17 protein-coding genes and 2 tRNA genes are annotated in these 15,100 nt (G+C 60.5%); 5 read left to right on the forward strand and 14 right to left on the reverse strand.

What is annotated here, in order from left to right; genetic code table 11:
* The first annotated feature begins 6 nt into the window (after nt 1-6).
* Both FHS64_RS06390 and FHS64_RS06395 read left to right on the forward strand, forming a co-directional pair.
* Complete coding sequence (locus FHS64_RS06390) at nt 7-2,757, forward strand: fimbria/pilus outer membrane usher protein (protein WP_167176954.1); 2,751 nt, start codon at nt 7-9, stop codon at nt 2,755-2,757.
* Between the two features lie 10 nt (nt 2,758-2,767).
* Nucleotides 2,768-3,664: a hypothetical protein gene (locus FHS64_RS06395; RefSeq protein ID WP_167176956.1), complete on the forward strand. Its 897-nt coding sequence runs from the start codon at nt 2,768-2,770 to the stop codon at nt 3,662-3,664.
* Between the two features lie 16 nt (nt 3,665-3,680).
* Here the strand turns inward: FHS64_RS06395 and FHS64_RS06400 are convergent, their stop codons facing one another.
* The 8 genes from FHS64_RS06400 to FHS64_RS06435 all read right to left on the reverse strand — a co-directional run bounded on the left by FHS64_RS06400 (nt 3,681) and on the right by FHS64_RS06435 (nt 9,061).
* Nucleotides 3,681-4,313, reverse strand: a complete 633-nt coding sequence (locus FHS64_RS06400; RefSeq protein ID WP_167176958.1) for a helix-turn-helix transcriptional regulator — start codon at nt 4,311-4,313, stop codon at nt 3,681-3,683.
* 295 nt (nt 4,314-4,608) lie between these two features.
* Nucleotides 4,609-4,698: transfer RNA gene (locus tag FHS64_RS06405), tRNA-Ser, on the reverse strand.
* Nucleotides 4,699-4,796: 98 nt separating this feature from the next.
* Nucleotides 4,797-5,768: an NUDIX hydrolase gene (locus tag FHS64_RS06410; RefSeq protein ID WP_167176959.1), complete on the reverse strand. Its 972-nt coding sequence runs from the start codon at nt 5,766-5,768 to the stop codon at nt 4,797-4,799.
* 37 nt (nt 5,769-5,805) lie between these two features.
* Nucleotides 5,806-6,438 (reverse strand): YfbR-like 5'-deoxynucleotidase, encoded by a 633-nt coding sequence (locus tag FHS64_RS06415; protein ID WP_243862883.1) that lies wholly within the window; start codon nt 6,436-6,438, stop codon nt 5,806-5,808.
* A 100-nt stretch (nt 6,439-6,538) separates the two neighbouring features.
* The gene (locus FHS64_RS06420; protein WP_167176961.1) at nt 6,539-7,378 is read right to left on the reverse strand and encodes a methyltransferase type 11; all 840 of its coding nucleotides are present in this window, start codon (nt 7,376-7,378) and stop codon (nt 6,539-6,541) included.
* A 102-nt stretch (nt 7,379-7,480) separates the two neighbouring features.
* Nucleotides 7,481-8,341 (reverse strand): AAA family ATPase, encoded by an 861-nt coding sequence (locus FHS64_RS06425; protein ID WP_167176963.1) that lies wholly within the window; start codon nt 8,339-8,341, stop codon nt 7,481-7,483.
* A 63-nt stretch (nt 8,342-8,404) separates the two neighbouring features.
* Nucleotides 8,405-8,611, reverse strand: coding sequence for a hypothetical protein (locus FHS64_RS06430; protein ID WP_167176965.1), 207 nt, complete (start codon nt 8,609-8,611; stop codon nt 8,405-8,407).
* Nucleotides 8,612-8,623: 12 nt separating this feature from the next.
* On the reverse strand, nt 8,624-9,061 hold the full coding sequence (locus FHS64_RS06435) for a hypothetical protein (RefSeq protein ID WP_167176967.1): 438 nt from the start codon (nt 9,059-9,061) through the stop codon (nt 8,624-8,626).
* Nucleotides 9,062-9,259: 198 nt separating this feature from the next.
* On the opposite strand from FHS64_RS06435, the gene flbT reads away from it, so the two are divergent.
* Nucleotides 9,260-9,685 carry a flagellar biosynthesis repressor FlbT gene (gene flbT / locus FHS64_RS06440; RefSeq protein ID WP_167176969.1) on the forward strand — a complete coding sequence of 142 codons (426 nt, stop codon included), beginning with the start codon at nt 9,260-9,262 and terminating at the stop codon, nt 9,683-9,685.
* Nucleotides 9,645-10,001: a flagellar biosynthesis regulator FlaF gene (gene flaF, locus FHS64_RS06445; RefSeq protein ID WP_167176971.1), complete on the forward strand. Its 357-nt coding sequence runs from the start codon at nt 9,645-9,647 to the stop codon at nt 9,999-10,001. Before flbT ends, flaF begins: the two co-directional genes overlap by 41 nt.
* Before the next feature lie 18 nt (nt 10,002-10,019).
* On the opposite strand, the gene FHS64_RS06450 is transcribed toward flaF, so the two are convergent.
* The 5 genes from FHS64_RS06450 to FHS64_RS06470 form a co-directional block, all read right to left on the reverse strand.
* Nucleotides 10,020-10,769, reverse strand: a complete 750-nt coding sequence (locus FHS64_RS06450) for an exopolysaccharide biosynthesis protein (protein ID WP_167176973.1) — start codon at nt 10,767-10,769, stop codon at nt 10,020-10,022.
* A 136-nt stretch (nt 10,770-10,905) separates the two neighbouring features.
* A complete protein-coding gene (locus FHS64_RS06455) occupies nt 10,906-11,661 on the reverse strand; it encodes a lysozyme (protein WP_167176975.1) in 756 nt (251 codons plus the stop codon).
* A gap of 154 nt (nt 11,662-11,815) precedes the next feature.
* Nucleotides 11,816-13,267 carry a magnesium transporter gene (mgtE, locus tag FHS64_RS06460; RefSeq protein ID WP_341771100.1) on the reverse strand — a complete coding sequence of 484 codons (1,452 nt, stop codon included), beginning with the start codon at nt 13,265-13,267 and terminating at the stop codon, nt 11,816-11,818.
* A 66-nt stretch (nt 13,268-13,333) separates the two neighbouring features.
* Nucleotides 13,334-13,418, reverse strand: a tRNA-Leu gene (locus FHS64_RS06465).
* 158 nt (nt 13,419-13,576) lie between these two features.
* Nucleotides 13,577-13,828, reverse strand: coding sequence for a FliM/FliN family flagellar motor switch protein (locus FHS64_RS06470; RefSeq protein WP_167176976.1), 252 nt, complete (start codon nt 13,826-13,828; stop codon nt 13,577-13,579).
* A 66-nt stretch (nt 13,829-13,894) separates the two neighbouring features.
* Here FHS64_RS06470 and lipB point away from each other — a divergent pair, with 66 nt between their 5' ends.
* Nucleotides 13,895-14,638 carry a lipoyl(octanoyl) transferase LipB gene (gene lipB / locus FHS64_RS06475; RefSeq protein WP_424945233.1) on the forward strand — a complete coding sequence of 248 codons (744 nt, stop codon included), beginning with the start codon at nt 13,895-13,897 and terminating at the stop codon, nt 14,636-14,638.
* Here the strand turns inward: lipB and FHS64_RS06480 are convergent.
* Nucleotides 14,635-15,054: a DUF805 domain-containing protein gene (locus FHS64_RS06480; RefSeq protein WP_167176980.1), complete on the reverse strand. Its 420-nt coding sequence runs from the start codon at nt 15,052-15,054 to the stop codon at nt 14,635-14,637. The two genes, lipB and FHS64_RS06480, sit on opposite strands and share 4 nt — an antisense overlap.
* Nucleotides 15,055-15,100 lie beyond the last annotated feature (46 nt).

The following is a 15,100-nucleotide window of genomic DNA, read 5'->3' on the forward strand; positions in this document are numbered from 1 at the left end:
ACAAACATGTCCGTTCAGCACATGACGGCAGGGGGGCGTAGCGCCTATCTGGGTTGCTCGCATGCTGTTCTCATGATGACGCTTTTTCTGGCCGGAACTGCCCAGGCAGCGACCGGTGCGGAAAATAACGATCCCGACGCACCTATCATTACGAACCGTTATTCGGACGGGTCGGTGTCGTCGGGCGGGCCGGAGCTGGACGCCGCACTGTCCGGCTCTCACACGGGCGTTCCGGCTGAGGCGGGTGTCAGCTTTGCGCGTTCTCGCCCCAGGACCGCGGCAGCGGCCCCGACCACCGGAACGCCGGCCCGATCAGATGACGCGCTGGCCAATAAGGTCATGCCTGTTGCTGACGAAGGCACCCCTGTTGCTAGCGCGCCCGATGTGGTTGCACCTGTCGCGGTGCAGACGACTGCGCCGGGGACGCCACGGGTCTATACCTCGATTGATGTGCCGCTGACGCTGAATGGCCGCTTTGTGGGCATGGTCAGTGCGGATGTGGATGTGCAGGGCAATGGTCTTGTGGATGCGCGGCGTTTTTTTGATCTGATCCAGCCGGTGGTCACGCCCGAGACGCTTGCCGCCTTGCAACAGGCAGCCGCAGGGCGCGAGCGTGTGCCCTTTACCGATCTGGACACTGCGGGTTTTGCGCTGGCCTTTTCGACAACAGCGCTGGAACTACGGGCCACTGCGGGCGGCAATAGCCTGAACGCAACCGAGATGAGCCTGAGCGGTAGCCGTGCGCCGCCCGATCCGGCGTCCTTTCCCCAGCCCGCCCGTTTCTCGGCAGGGGCCAATATCTCGCTGGCCGAGCGTTACTTGCACGATGATGGCGACACGGCCCCGTTTCGGGGGGCGATTGACGGAATTGTCCATTGGGGCGGCTTTGGCGGCGTCACGCTGATTACCGGCGCGGAATATGACGGTGCGCGCGAAGGCAGTGGCTGGCGGCGTACAGAGACGCGACTGGTCAAGGACTTCTTCAAGTCGGGCATCCGCGCCATGGCGGGCGAGTTCACCCCCATTGCCGATGGCTTTCAGGGTTCGGGCCGTGTGGTCGGGATCGGTGTCGAGCGGGCCTATTCGGCGGTGCGGCCATTCCAGAATATCCGTCCTACAGGCCGTCAGGAATTCACGCTGGAGAGGGCCGCGACCGTTGATGTCATCGTAAACGGCCTGATGTCACAGACGCTGAGGCTGGAGCCGGGTCGTTACTCGGTAGCGGACTTTCCTTTCGCGACCGGTGCCAATCAGGTCCAGTTGGTGGTCGATGATGTGACGGGGCGCAGGGAGATCGCCGTCTTTGATGTCTTCAGCGGATCGGAGCTTTTGGGCGATGGTGTGGTCGATTTCGGCTTTGCCGCGGGCCAGTATGAAGGCTCTTCGCCGTTTGAATATGACGGGCCGGTGCTGGCAACGGGCTTTGTCAGCAAAGGGTTTGGCGACAGCCTGACCCTGGGCGTCAATGCACAGGCCTCCAGCGATGTGCAGCAGATTGGCGGCACGGCCATCTGGGGGTCGCGCTTTGGCCTGATGATGCTGGAAATGGCGGCCAGTCGAGATCGCTTGAATGACCGTAACGGTATGGCGGCTTCGTTGAGCTATCGACAAAGCTTCAGCTTCCGCGACACGGACGACTTCAGGGTCACGGCCACGCTGATGGGCACGAGCAGCGACTTTGTCGATGTGTTCCAGCCGGATCGCAGCAATCCTGAAGTATGGCGGTTCAGCACTCTGGTACAGTGGAATGCACCGTGGGAACTGGGCCTCAGTCTGGGCGTCGGCGTGGCCGAGGCGCGGTTGGACGGGTTCCGCCGCCACCAGATCGATCTGGGCGTCAGCCGCAGCTTCGGACGCGTCAATCTGGTGTCGAATGTCAGCTTCACCAATGCACGGGACGAGGACGAGGTCCGCTTCTCTATCGGCCTGACCATGCCTCTGGGCGGGCGCTGGAATGCACAGGCGCGCTATGACAGCGGTGACAGCCGTTCGGAAGTGGTGCTTGGCCGCTATTCGAAGGGATCGCTCAATGATCTGAGTGGCGAGGTGCGCTTCACCAATGACGACCGTACGCGCAATATTTCGGGACGCGCGGACTATATCCATAACCGCTTCGAGGCCCAGCTAACCCACAACCGTCCGTATGATCGCCTGCGGGGTGAAAGCTCGGGCGCGGAGTCGGTGCTGGCGGTTCGCAGCTTTATCGGGTTTGCCGACGGAGCCTTTGCAATCGGGCGGCCTGTCGATGATGCCTTCATCATTGCGCCGGTTCACAAGTCGTTGGCGGAATCCGACATCACCATCATGTCCGGTTCGCGCAAGGTGGCGAAGTCGGGCCTGTTGGGGCCGCCGCTGATCCCGATCCAGCGCGCCTATGGCATCAACAGCTATGACATTCTGATTGATCCGCTGCCGACCGGTTATGACATCGGTTCGGGGACCATCAATGTCTTCCCCGCCTTTGGTAACGGCTATCGCCAGCAGATCGGCAGCGATGCCTCGCGCATTGCCGTCGGTTCGCTGATCGGGCCGGAAGGCCCGCTGGTGCTGGCAGTCGGCGAGATTGTCGGCGAAGGCGCGGATGCGGCCGAGGCGCGTCCCTTCTTCACCAATCGTGCAGGGCGCTTTGTCGCCGATCGGCTGGCCCCCGGCCGCTATCGCATCCTGATCGGCGGCAAAGAGGTGGCCCGTTTCGTAATCTCTGAAGACAGTGAAGGAATGGTCGATGTTGGTACATTGCAAATCTCCCCGCGCTAGGACTGTGCCGATGGATCGGGGGGGCTTTGAACGGCTTGCCCTGATGGCCTTTGTGTCTTCGCTTGTACTATGGGCCGGTGGGGCCAAGGCAGAGGACTGCTCGCTCAAGATCGAGGGAATGCCGCCCTCGGTGCGGCTGGATTATGATCCGTTCGTGCCCGCAACGGCACCGGCCCGCATGCAGTTCCGCGTCAGTAATCCCGGCGCACAGGCCTGTCAGGCGGATTTGGCGCTGGTGGATACCTCGCGGCAGGCCATGACACGTTTTGATGTCGGGACGACGGGGTTGGACATTGAACTTCGCCCGATGACAGGAGTTGCACGTTCGGTCGTGCCCGCGGTCTTCACAACCCGTGTCGGGGCAGGGGAAACCACCGAGGTCCTGTTCGATGTGGCTATTCTGGATGATGCTGTGGTTCCCGCAGGTCAGTATAGCGAGCGGCTTATGCTGGAACTGCGCCAACCGGGTAGCGGCGTGGCCTATGAACAGGCCCCTGTTGTGCTGGACCTGATGTCTCTGCCGCGCGCCCAGATGAATCTGTCGGGCTCGCGCGGTGATTTTGGTTCAGGTGCATCGGTCAGTGTGGTGGACTTCGGCAAGGCCGAGACAGGCAAGGAACGCCAGTTGTTCGTACAGACCCGCGCCAATAATCCGGCCCGCCTGACCTTTAAGTCCGCCAATGACGGGAAGCTGAAAGTTCTGGGGGAGGGAACCGCCACCCTTGATTACAGCGTGCGTTTTGATGGCAGTGTTCTGGACTTAAAACAGATGGCGGTTCGCGATATCGATCCGCCGCGAACCTATGCCGGTCAGGCCTTCGAGCTGCTGTTGACGCTGGGCAAGGTCGAAGGCGCACAGGCCGGTAACTATAATGACGAACTGACCATCGAGATCTCGACACTATAGGCGAAAGACGAGTGGGTCAGGGTCTGGCGAAACCGGCGGCCTGTGCAAACAGGTCGCCGCGACTTTTGACGCCCAGCTTGCTGTAGATATGTTTGATGTGTGTTTTCAGCGTCTGGCTGGAGATGTTCAGGCTTTGGGCAATCCTGCCGGTTTCCAAGCCGTTCAGCAGCATTTCCACAACGCGCCCCTCGGTCGGGGTCAGGGTGTGGGTATCGACCAGTGCCTCGAAGCGCGAGGACAGGCGGGGCGGGTTGAAGATCAAGCCGATAAGTGAAATCGGCGGCTCGCATAGCCTTCGCGCCCAGACCACCCATGCCCGCTGCTGGCAGTCCATCGAGATGGCGCAGTCATAGGTATCGGTGGTGCAGTTGTGCAGAAGATTGCTCACCATCATTGAGCGGGGAACAAGGTGGCCATCGCGGATACGGATTATGCCTGCCTCGACCAGTTTCTCGGCTTTGTTGCTCATCCAGCGGACCACCATGTCCGAGGAAACAAGCATGCGCGCCTTGCTTTCATTATCCAGCCACTTGGTCATGGCAAAATTGCAAAGCTGTGGAGACAGGCCGCCATTGTCTGTGCTGCCGGTCAGATTAAAGGCATCGAATTCACTCTCGGGCGAGATGCCGGGAAGCAACTCTTGAAACATCTGAACCCCCCTCGCGAGAAGCCGCTTAAGGAAACTATAACCTTAAATACCACTGTAATGTTGCACTCAAAGGCAAACTATCCCCCAAACAGGGGTCATGGGCCTGAAAAAGCTTAATTTTATAATGATTTTTGCGAGGTTTTGCGGTCGTAAAGCGCCAGCTTACTGGCCAAAATCATGCCCTATAGGCACCAACAGTGTTAAAATTCGAGGTAAATATTACAGCAAAGCTGTAAGCTCTAAAGCTTAGCTTGGCTGTTTTCCCCGTAGGGGATGATTTATTTTTCGGAATATATGGCGGAGAGGGGGGGATTCGAACCCCCGGTACGCTTCCACGTACGCCGCATTTCGAGTGCGGTACATTCAACCACTCTGCCACCTCTCCGCGAGATCGTTGGTCCCTGTGGGGCCGAGCGAGGAGCGCTATGTAGCTAAGTCGTTCCGGGGCCGCAAGCCGATTCTTTCAAAAAAATCCGATATTGTTCAACGCTGTCCCGGCAGGGTCAGACCGGGGGCCGAGCCACCGTTGATATCTGGTCCGGCATAGCGGAACAGCTCGGCCGGACGGCCGCCGGTATCGGTTGCAAAACGGCCTGTGGCGCTGACCAGTGCGTTGCGTTCAACGCCGCGCCGGAAGTTCTGTTTGTGCAGGGACAGGCCGGAAATGGCTTCAGCTGCGGCCTGTAGCGAGGACAGGGTGAATTCGTCCGGCATCAGGTCGAACAGGACCGGCCGGTATTTCAGCTTGCTGCGCAGACGTCCCAGTGCGGTCGCCGCGATACGCCGGTGGTCCGAGGTCATGGGCAGATCGTTCAGCAGGATGGCCGCATCACGTTCGTTGTCACGCGCGGCCTCTGCGACCAGACCGGCCTCATAGAGCAGCTCGTAGCGCTCAAGGACCTTTTCTTCGTTCCAGCGGCACTCGGGGGCGAGGGCAAACAGGGTTTCGGCACGCGAGCGGCGCTTGGCGTCCTGACCGGCCCAGTCCAGCAGGTGTACACGCAGGGTATCCAGCAAGGCGGGCGGGCCTTTGCGCCAGTCTTCCCACGGGAAGATGTCGAACAGCGGCGTCCAGCGGGCATCGTGGCGGGTATCGGCGTGTGAACCGGTGGTCAGGGCCAGATAGCCGACAGAAACCTCGCGGGCCGCTACAGGACCGGGGGTGGCGCGCGGCGAGGCGCGGCCCATATCGCCAAATGTATAAAGCTGCTCGACAAAGCCCAGCGGGAAGCCGGTCTGCTGGGCCACAAAGTCGCGCAGGGCCAGCTCGAAGGTGCGGTCCTTGACCGGATCGAACGGCCCGAAGGGCAGGGCTGCGGCCCCGTCGGGGGCATGGGTGGTGAGGACCACCGCCTGATGGCCCCGCAGTGCGATAATGACGACGGACAGGCCGATGCGGACGCCGATCTGCGTCTCGTTCGGGCAGGCTGGCACAAGATGTTCGCCGTCCGTCATAATATCCCTGCCATAAATGGCCGCAGTCATAACACCGTCAGGCGCGGGTGCTTAGCCCCATAGCTTCGGCCAGTTCGTGATAACGGTCCAGATAGGCTTTTTGGGCATCGAATGCGGGCATGGGTTCCAGTGTGATGGAATAGCCGGCAGGTGGCGCACCGAAAATCTGGACCGACTCGCGCTTGTTAAAGCCGGCCAGTTGCGTGGCCTCGAAGAAGGCGCAGGCACGGTCGGCCTTTTTAATCAGCGTCTTGATTGTTTGCGGCGTCTTGGGCGGTAGCTGGAAACGCACATGGATGGCGGCTTCCAGACGGGCCTCGAAATCCTTGTAGGACGATCCCAGCGCCGATTTGAATGGCGAGATCATATCGCCGATCACATATTCGGACGCATCGTGCAGCAGGGCCGCCATCTGCCATTTCGGTTCCAGACCGGGGCGGATAACGCGGCACAGTTCCTCGACGATCAGAGAGTGCTGGGCGACAGAAAAGGCATGCTCGCCGATGGTCTGCCCGTTCCAGCGCGCAACGCGGGCTAGACCGTGGGCAATGTCCTCGACCTCGATATCGAAAGGCGAGGGGTCCAAAAGGTCCAGACGGCGTCCTGACAGCATGCGCTGCCATGCCCGCGGGGGCTTGGGGGTGCGTGGCTTTTTGGGAAGGGGGGCCATTTCGTCGTCGTGGGCGGCCAGGGTCGTCGTCTTGCTCATAAGTCAGGCAGGTGAACTACCCGCGCGACGCTTTCAAGGCCGAGAGACGTAAAAGACGCGATTAATCCCCGACGTTGAGAACCACCAGCTCACGAACCGACTCAAGGATGGCTTGCTCGTCACGGTCGCGGGTGCGGAAGGTGGCCACGACGATCGGGCCGCCCGACGGACCGCGGGCCTCGTAACCCACCACACGCCACGCATTGGGTCCGGGCTTGGAGATGGCGTGGATCATGGTGGCGCGAACGGCCTGACGCGACTGGGTCTGAACGACCGCGCCGGTTTCATTGGCGTCGATCTTCAAGGAGCCATCCGGTGCCGTAATGGTGCTGCCCTTGTCATCGGCCTTGATGACCATGCCGCCGATGCGGATCTGGGCGCGGTCACCATCGGCCTCGATGGACATACCCGGCATGCGGACCGTGGCGCGATCGCCTTTGGATTCAATGTTCAGGCCCGGCAGCTTGACCGAGGCATCATCGCCCTTGGTGGCGATATCGACGCCCGGTGCGGTGACGGTCGCGGTTTCGGTGCCGTCTTCTTCGGTCAGGGAACTGACCGTGGCAGAGGCACCACCGGCCGAGGGGGCCAACTCGTTCTGGAAACGCTTGAGGGCTTCCGAACTGGTTTCGCCGTTCAAGGTTACGAGGTGAAGCTGGATTTCGGCACCGCGCGGACCGGCATAGGTGCAGGTCTGCCCGTCAACACTGGCCGATCCGACACGGGTCAGCACGCCTTGGTCCGACGGGCATTGCAGGGCGCTGACGACCTTCAGTGCCTTGGACGCAGATGCGCTGGCGTCGGTATCGATCTCGACACTGCGGGTAATGCGGACACCCTGATCGGAGTCGCAGGCCGCGAGTGCAAAGAGCGAAAGAATAGGCAGGCAGAACTTATACATAATCCAACTCCTGATGGCCCTATCGTGTGCCGTTTGCGGCCCGGCCACCAGTGAATTCGCAGTAACCTAGAGTGTTGAAGGCAAGGCTATCCGGCCACAAGCTTAACCGGGGCGCATACCTTCTCGACGGGCCATGAAGGCCAGACGCTCGAACAGATGCACGTCCTGTTCGTTTTTCAGCAGAGCCCCGTGAAGTGGCGGGATCAGCTTGTGCGGAGATTGTTCGCGCAGGCTCTCCAGACTGATGTCATCCACCAGCAAAAGCTTCAGCCAGTCCAGCAGCTCGCTGGTCGAGGGCTTTTTCTTCAGGCCCGGCGTGTCGCGCACTTCGTAGAAGGTCTTGAGCGCCTCGGCGACCAAACGCGGCTTGATGCCGGGGAAGTGGACCTCGACAATATCCTTCATCGTCTCGGTGTCGGGGAAGCGGATATAGTGGAAGAAACAGCGGCGCAGGAAGGCGTCCGGCAGTTCCTTTTCATTGTTCGAGGTGATGATGACCACAGGGCGTATAGCCGCCTTGATGGTCTCGCCGGTTTCCTGAACAAAGAACTCCATCCGGTCCAGTTCCTGAAGCAGGTCGTTCGGGAACTCGATATCGGCCTTGTCGATTTCGTCGATCAGCAGGACAGGGCGCACGTCGGAGGTAAAGGCCTCCCACAGCTTGCCCTTTTTCAGATAGTTGCGGACATCCTTGACGCGTTCTTCGCCCAACTGGCTGTCGCGCAGGCGCGAAACGGCGTCGTACTCGTAAAGGCCGTTATGGGCCTTGGTGGTGGACTTGATGTGCCATGTGATCAGCGGCGCATTCATCGCCTTGGCTAGCTCATAGGCCAGAACGGTCTTGCCGGTGCCGGGCTCGCCCTTGATGAGCAGCGGACGTTCCAGCGCCACAGCGGCGTTGACCGCGATCTTCAGATCGTCGGTGGCGATATAGTCGGACGTGCCTTCGAACCGGCTGCTCATACGAAACCTGCTCCTGAAATCTCTTTCAGGAGCAGGTAGCTTAAAGATACTGTCCTGAACAGGTCAGGTGATGTGTTTCGGTGAAGGCGGGTCGCTGGCATCCATGGTTTCCTCGACCGCTTCGTCGATCAGGGCTTCCTGACGGTTTTCCGCTTCCTTCAGTTTTTCCTTGAGCTGGTCGGGCTTGCCCTTTTGCGGTTTGACCTTGCGCGACATCGGAGCATTGACGTCTTCCTGCGCCTTCATGTCTTGGTGGGACTTCTGCGTCATGGACGTTCCTCCTTATGGCGTTTCGGGCGGGAGATCGGTGCCATAGCCAAGATCAGCGATGTCCTCGCTGGACAGGCGTTTGGCCTCCCAGTGTGCGGCAGAGCCCTGGGCTCCGCGATGGTTTCGCATCAGGCCGCCATAGACGAGTTCGATCTCGTCGGGGGCGACGGGGGCCGATTCTGAATCTTCGTCTTCGGGGGCGGGGCTTTCCCCCAGAAGGGCGTCGGCTTCGGCCTCCAGGTGGGCATTGGGGTCGGGCAGGTCGCTGTCGGCAGGAGAGAGGCGTGACGGTTGTCCGCCATTGTGATCGCGTGTCGCGTCGAAAACGTCTTCCATCTCGTCGAGCAGGAAGTCGCCTTCGCCCTCGTCATCCAGATGGGTTTCGTCAAACGTCTCGGCTACGTCCTGCGGATCGCCTCCGGCATAGGAGGCAGAATCAGGAACAACCATTTGGGCCTCCTGTCAGCGTTGCTGATGAAACAACGGGTCCGGCACATCGGTGTTCCGTAAAAACTTTGTCGCAGATGATGAAAAGAGGCCGTTAAAGGTGACGGTTCGGCGCAAATCGGAATAGATGGTTAACCACGTCCGGTTACATTTCCTCAGCCGACTACCGTCACGGTAGGCGCACTTACGGAGACTTTGCTCTTGCCTCTGAAACTGTCGCTAAAACCTGGCGAGAAATTTGTGCTGAACGGTGCCGTTGTCCAAAACGGTGATCGTCGCGGCGTGCTGGTTTTGCAAAACAAGGCCAGTGTCCTGCGTGAAAAGGACATCATGCAGCCGGAGGATGTGAATACTCCGGCCCGCCGGATCTATTTCCCGGTGATGATGATGTATCTGGACGAAAACGAGGCCAGCAAATTCTATGACGAGTTTGCGCTTCGTCTGTCGGAATTCATGGGGGTCATCCAGAACCCCGAGATTCTCAACGAGTGCGTGAACTGTTCGCGCCACGTTATGAACCGCCAGCATTACAAGGCGCTGATGAGCGCCCGCAAGATTGTAGATTACGAAGAGCAGAGACTCGGCAATGTCGCTACAGGCGTACAAGACAGCAGCGACGCGGGCTGAAACCCCGCGTCAGGCTGAATACCGGCTGTTCGGGCAAGTCACCCGTGCGCTGATGCATGCGGCGACCTTGGACAAGACCAAGTTTGCCGAACGTATGGATGCTTTGGACTGGAACCGCCGACTGTGGTCCACGCTGGCGACGGCGTGCTCGGATTCCGGTAACGGCCTGCCGCAAGCCCTGCGCGCACAGATCATTTCCATCAGCCTGTTTGTCGGCCGTCACACCTCGGCCGTGGCGCGTGGCGAAGACGATTTCACGACGCTGATCGATATCAACCGTTCGATCATGCAGGGACTGAGCGGGCAGACAGAATAGGTCGCCGCCTCAGTCACCCTAGAACAGGTTGCTGATCCATTCGAAAATGCCGGTGGAAATGGCCACCACGGTTTTCCAGACCAGCAGCACATAGATGCCGCTGATGGCGGTACCTGCGGCCCCTAACAGGATAAAGACGCCATCGCGCTGGATGATCCCCAGTGCCAGCATGCCGATGGCCAGACCCGGCAAGGCATCGCCGAACGGCACGGGCAGCGCCATCATCATGGCCAGCAGAATACAGGCGACACCAATAATGGTGTCAGCGACTTCGCCAGTCATAAAAGGCCAGCGCGGGCGCGTCAGGCGCTCGGCCCTGCGTAGCAGGATGAGGGGCGTGGCGCTGTCGGGACTGACGGCGATACGTTGTCTCCACCAGCGGCCAAGGCGCGAGGTGTTGGACGACATCAGGCGGCGGCGTAACCATTTCGGCAGGGCCACAGGGCTGTTGATCAGGCGGCGATAGGTGTCGCGCGAAACCTCGGCACGCATGATGAACTGCGGCAGCCGCAGCTTGGGCATCTGGAACGCCATCTCGATCGAAATCAGGATGATCGGGATCGAGAAGACGGCCTTGCCACCCGGTGGCCACGGAAACAGGGCCATCAATGTCAGCAATAAAAGCATGGCCCCGAAGCCGCGCTCGCCAAAGGCCTCGGTCATTTCACGGATGCTGAGGCGAGGGTTTTCGCCACGGCCGAGGTTTTCCAGCACGTCGGAAAACTTCCTGTACTCGTCAGCAGCAATCGGAACGGCAGGAAGCGTCATAGGGTCCGGAAACAGGGGAGGGGCGTTTCAACCAGGGTCGTCAATGAACAGGCATAGCGCGTCCGGCAACAGACGCGAAGCTTTCATAGTGTCGCTATGTAGAAAAACGCAGCAGGCCTAAGGCGCTATGGTTTTCTCAGAGGGCTTTGGGCGCGCGCGAGAACAGCCAGACCGCCCCGCCCATCAGCACCATCCCCAGAAGGCACAGCGATCCGGCGATCAACAGGCCGTGGCTTTCCAATACCGGCACGCTGGCTCCGTGCTGGAACGCCATAAAGGCGGCCAGAGACACGACAACGCCGACCGCTGCCAGCAGCACCACAGTGCCCAGATCGCCACGGGTTTCGGGCGCACGTCGTGTGTGAAGGGGCTGTAGGTTTTCGTGACGCATGACGCCTGTGACGCCCAGAACGGCATCATCAGGTACCACGGCCGATTTGTCGGGGCGGCTGATCGGGGCCAGCAGCAACTGGACCAGTGTCGGCTTGTCGGCCCGTTCGAACAGGGCGCGTTCGGCACAGCGCCGGCGATAGGGGGTATCGACGGGCGGTTGCTGGCGGTCGGGAATACTGGCCAGAACAGTGGCGACCTCGGCCATGCGCCCCTTGCGGATAAGGTCCAGTATGCCGGTTTTCACAAACCGCTCGGGGCCGATGCTGTAGATAAAGCTGACGAGAGCATCGAACTGGTTCTGGTTCAGCGGACGTTTGATCTGGGTGTGGATCAGATGGGTCGCCGGAATCAGGTCGTGCATCAGCAACAGCTCGGCCTCTTCCTCGCTGATGGAAATGCCTTCGCGGGCGCTTTGGGTGTGGCCGTAACCGATCGTCAGGGTGCCGTCGCGACGCGATACAGCGCAAGGGCGAAAACCCTCGAAGCTTTTAATCAGCAACAGCCCCTCGCGGGACAGTTTGCGTCGGGTTCGGGGTGCGGGTTTCGGCACGAAATGATCCAAAACGAAACTCAAAGACAGGCTTCGTATGGGGAACAGCAAACCCTGTTCCATTGCATGACGCCGTTTCGGGACGCAGACGGTTTGTCTGTATTTACAGAAGGATGGCGGTCGCCAGACCCAGGAAGATCAGGAAGCCGAAGAAATCGGTCGTGGCGGTCACAAACACGGCGGACGACACGGCAGGGTCGAATTTCAGCTTGCTGAGCGTCACCGGCGTCAGAACCCCGACCGTTGCCGCCACCATCATGTTCATGACCATGGCCGCCGAAATCACGGCACCCAGACGCCAGTCCCAGAACCACAGACCGGCGGCTACACCGACCAGCGGTGACAGGATCAGACCGTTCAGCAAGCCAACCGTCAGTTCGCGACGGAAGGTACGATGGGCATTGGACGAGTTCAGCTCGCGCGTGGCCAGCGCCCGCACGGTCACGGCCAGAGACTGTGTACCGGCATTGCCGCCAATCGCCGACACAATCGGCATCAGAACGGCCAGAGCCACGATCTGCTGGATGGTGCCTTCAAACACGGCGATGACCGCCGCGCCCAGAATGGCGGTGAACAGGTTGATGCCCAGCCACGGCACACGCGAACGCACGATCTCGCGCACCGAGGACGAACGGTCCTCGTCATTAACACCGGCGAGGCGCAGAATGTCCTCGCGGTTTTCTTCCTGAATGATGTTCACCACGTCATCGACGGTCAGTTGACCGACGAGGCGTCCGGCAGCATCGACGACAGGTGCCGAGATCAGGTGATATTTTTCAAAGATATAGGCGACTTCTTCCTGATCGACATCAACGATGATCTCGTTCACCGGCTCCATCAGGTCGGTAAGGGCCACCTCGCGCTTGGCGCGGAGCAGGCGGCTGATGGCGACACCGCCGACGGGGCGGTTTAGCGGGTCCACCACATAGATGTTGAAGAACAGCTCGGGCAGGTCGTCGCCATGGGTGCGAACATGGTCGATGGTGTCGCCCACAGTCCAGAACTGTGGCGCCGCCATATATTCGCGCTGCATCAGGCGACCGGCAGTGTCCTCGCCATAGCCCAGAGAGGATTCGATAGCCGCGCGGTCGATTTCCGGCATGGCCGCCAGAACTTCTTCGCGCTGGTCGTCCTCGAGGTCTTCGACAACGGCAGCCGCGTCGTCCGAATCCAGCTCTTGCAGGGCTTCGGCCAGTACGCCGGACGGAACGCGTTCCAGCACCTCCTCGCGGATACCGTCGTCCATTTCCGGCAGGGTTTCGGCCAGAAGTTCGGGCGGCAGCCACTGGACCACAACGGCGCGGTGCTCGGCCGTCAGGAAGCCCATCAGGTCGGCGACGTCGGCAGGGTGCAGGTCTTCGAGCAGGCTACGCAGGCGCATGCCGTCGCCGGTATCGGCGGCATCGACCACCTTTTCGACGAAGCTGGCTGTCAGGGCGTAGTCATCGCCCAGAGCGACATGATCCTCGGCTTCCATTACGGAGCCGAGGGTGTCGTTCTGATTTTCAGAAGAAGTCAGAACAGGCATCAGATTGGCGGGGTCCGTGTTGTTCACGTCGGGTGCCTCTCTGAAATGAAGTCGTCAGCTTGGTAGTAGCCGAGATTCGTCCTGTCTGTTCAATGGTGCGGTCGAGAAGACTCGAACTTCCACGGGTTGCCCCACAGCGACCTCAACGCTGCGCGTCTACCAATTCCGCCACGACCGCTCGCATCGGAGGCGGTTGAATAGTCGAGCCTTTTGAAAAAGGAAAGCCGAAAATGCGCTGGCCGGGTATGATTTTCGCCCGTTCGGCACAAAAGGCAGCAAAAAGCCCGCAAACGCGGGCTTTGGTCTTTGATAAAAACCGTTGCTATGAAAACGGGGTCAGGCCTGACCGGCCATAAAGTCGTAAACATCGGCGGTGCGGGTGACGGTGATGGCGATGCGATCATCGCGAATCTCGATCTCGCCGCGCGCGACAGGGTGATTATTGGCCAGAATCCAGACCTCGTCCTTTTCTGTGGCATCGAGGGGAATCACGGCACCGCGACCCATACGCAGCAATTGCTGCATCGGCAGGACCGAACGGCCCAGCACGACAGAAATCTCGACATCGACAGCTTCGATTTGGCTCACGTAAGAACACCCACCACATTAAAGACGGCCTTGCCTTGCCGTTCTTGAAGGCACATTGAACCCGTTATGCTTTCCGAGCCGTTAAATATGTCCGCTGACGTCACCGAATCTCACATGGCCGAATCTCCGCTGCTGCGTGCCGATGGCCGCCCCGTCGAATGGGCGACCTCTTCGGGCTATGTCGATTATGCCAAGGCGGAAGCGGCTATGGAGGCCCGCGTGGCGGCCATTGCGGCAGGCGAGGCGAGCGAGCTGGTCTGGCTGCTGGAGCATCCACCGCTCTATACGGCGGGCGTGTCGGCCAAGGCGGACGACCTTCTGATGCCTGACCGTTTTCCGGTTTATAAAACGGGGCGGGGCGGGCAGTTCACCTATCACGGCCCCGGTCAGCGCGTGGCCTATGTCATGCTGGACCTGACGCAGCGCGGGCGCGATGTGCGCGGCTTTGTGCATGGGATGGAAAACTGGATCATTGGCGCGCTGGACCGTTTCGGTGTCGAGGCGGGGATGCGCGAGGGCCGTGTCGGCGTTTGGGTCGAGCGCAAGGGCGCGGGCTGGGCACGCGAGGACAAGATTGCGGCCATTGGCGTCAAGGTCCGCAAATGGGTCAGCTTCCACGGTATCAGCCTGAATGTGGAACCGGACCTCGACCATTTTGGCGGCATCGTGCCGTGCGGTATTACCGAGCACGGCGTGACCAGCCTGATGGACCTCGGGATTCTGGCGTCGATGGATGATGCGGACGATGCGTTAAAGGCGTCGTTCCAGAAGCATTTCGGCCCTGTCATTGCGGGCCAGCCGCCGCTTTAGGATACGGACGAGAACAGCGGGCGCTGCGAAGGCGGCGGCCCGTGGCGGTTCAGCGTCTTCTGGCCGGGCATAAGCGCCAGATCGGCAAATACGGTCACCAGCAGGATAGCAGCCCCGATGCTAACCACATCCGGCGCGGTGCCCTGTGCCATCGGCCATGCCAGCGCGAACAGCAGCAGAATAAGCCAGCCCCACCAGCCCGAGCGCCCGCGGTCATGCAGGCGCAAGGAAAGCACGCACATGGCGCTGTAGCCGATCACCAGAATCATGGGCAGGGCTAGCCAGGACGGCAGACCATGGACGGCCCACATATCGATACCTGCCCGCAAGGCCACCAGCACAGCACTGCCCAGCACAAAACCTGTGCGGCCCACGCGATGCGAGGATTGCCAGAAAATCTCGATACGGGGAATCATACCGTAAGTAAGCACGTCTGTAGTCCGAGGGATGGCGAGGCTTAGC

The sequence above is a fragment of the Brevundimonas terrae genome (genome assembly GCF_011761985.1).
GTDB classification, from domain to species: domain Bacteria; phylum Pseudomonadota; class Alphaproteobacteria; order Caulobacterales; family Caulobacteraceae; genus Brevundimonas; species Brevundimonas terrae.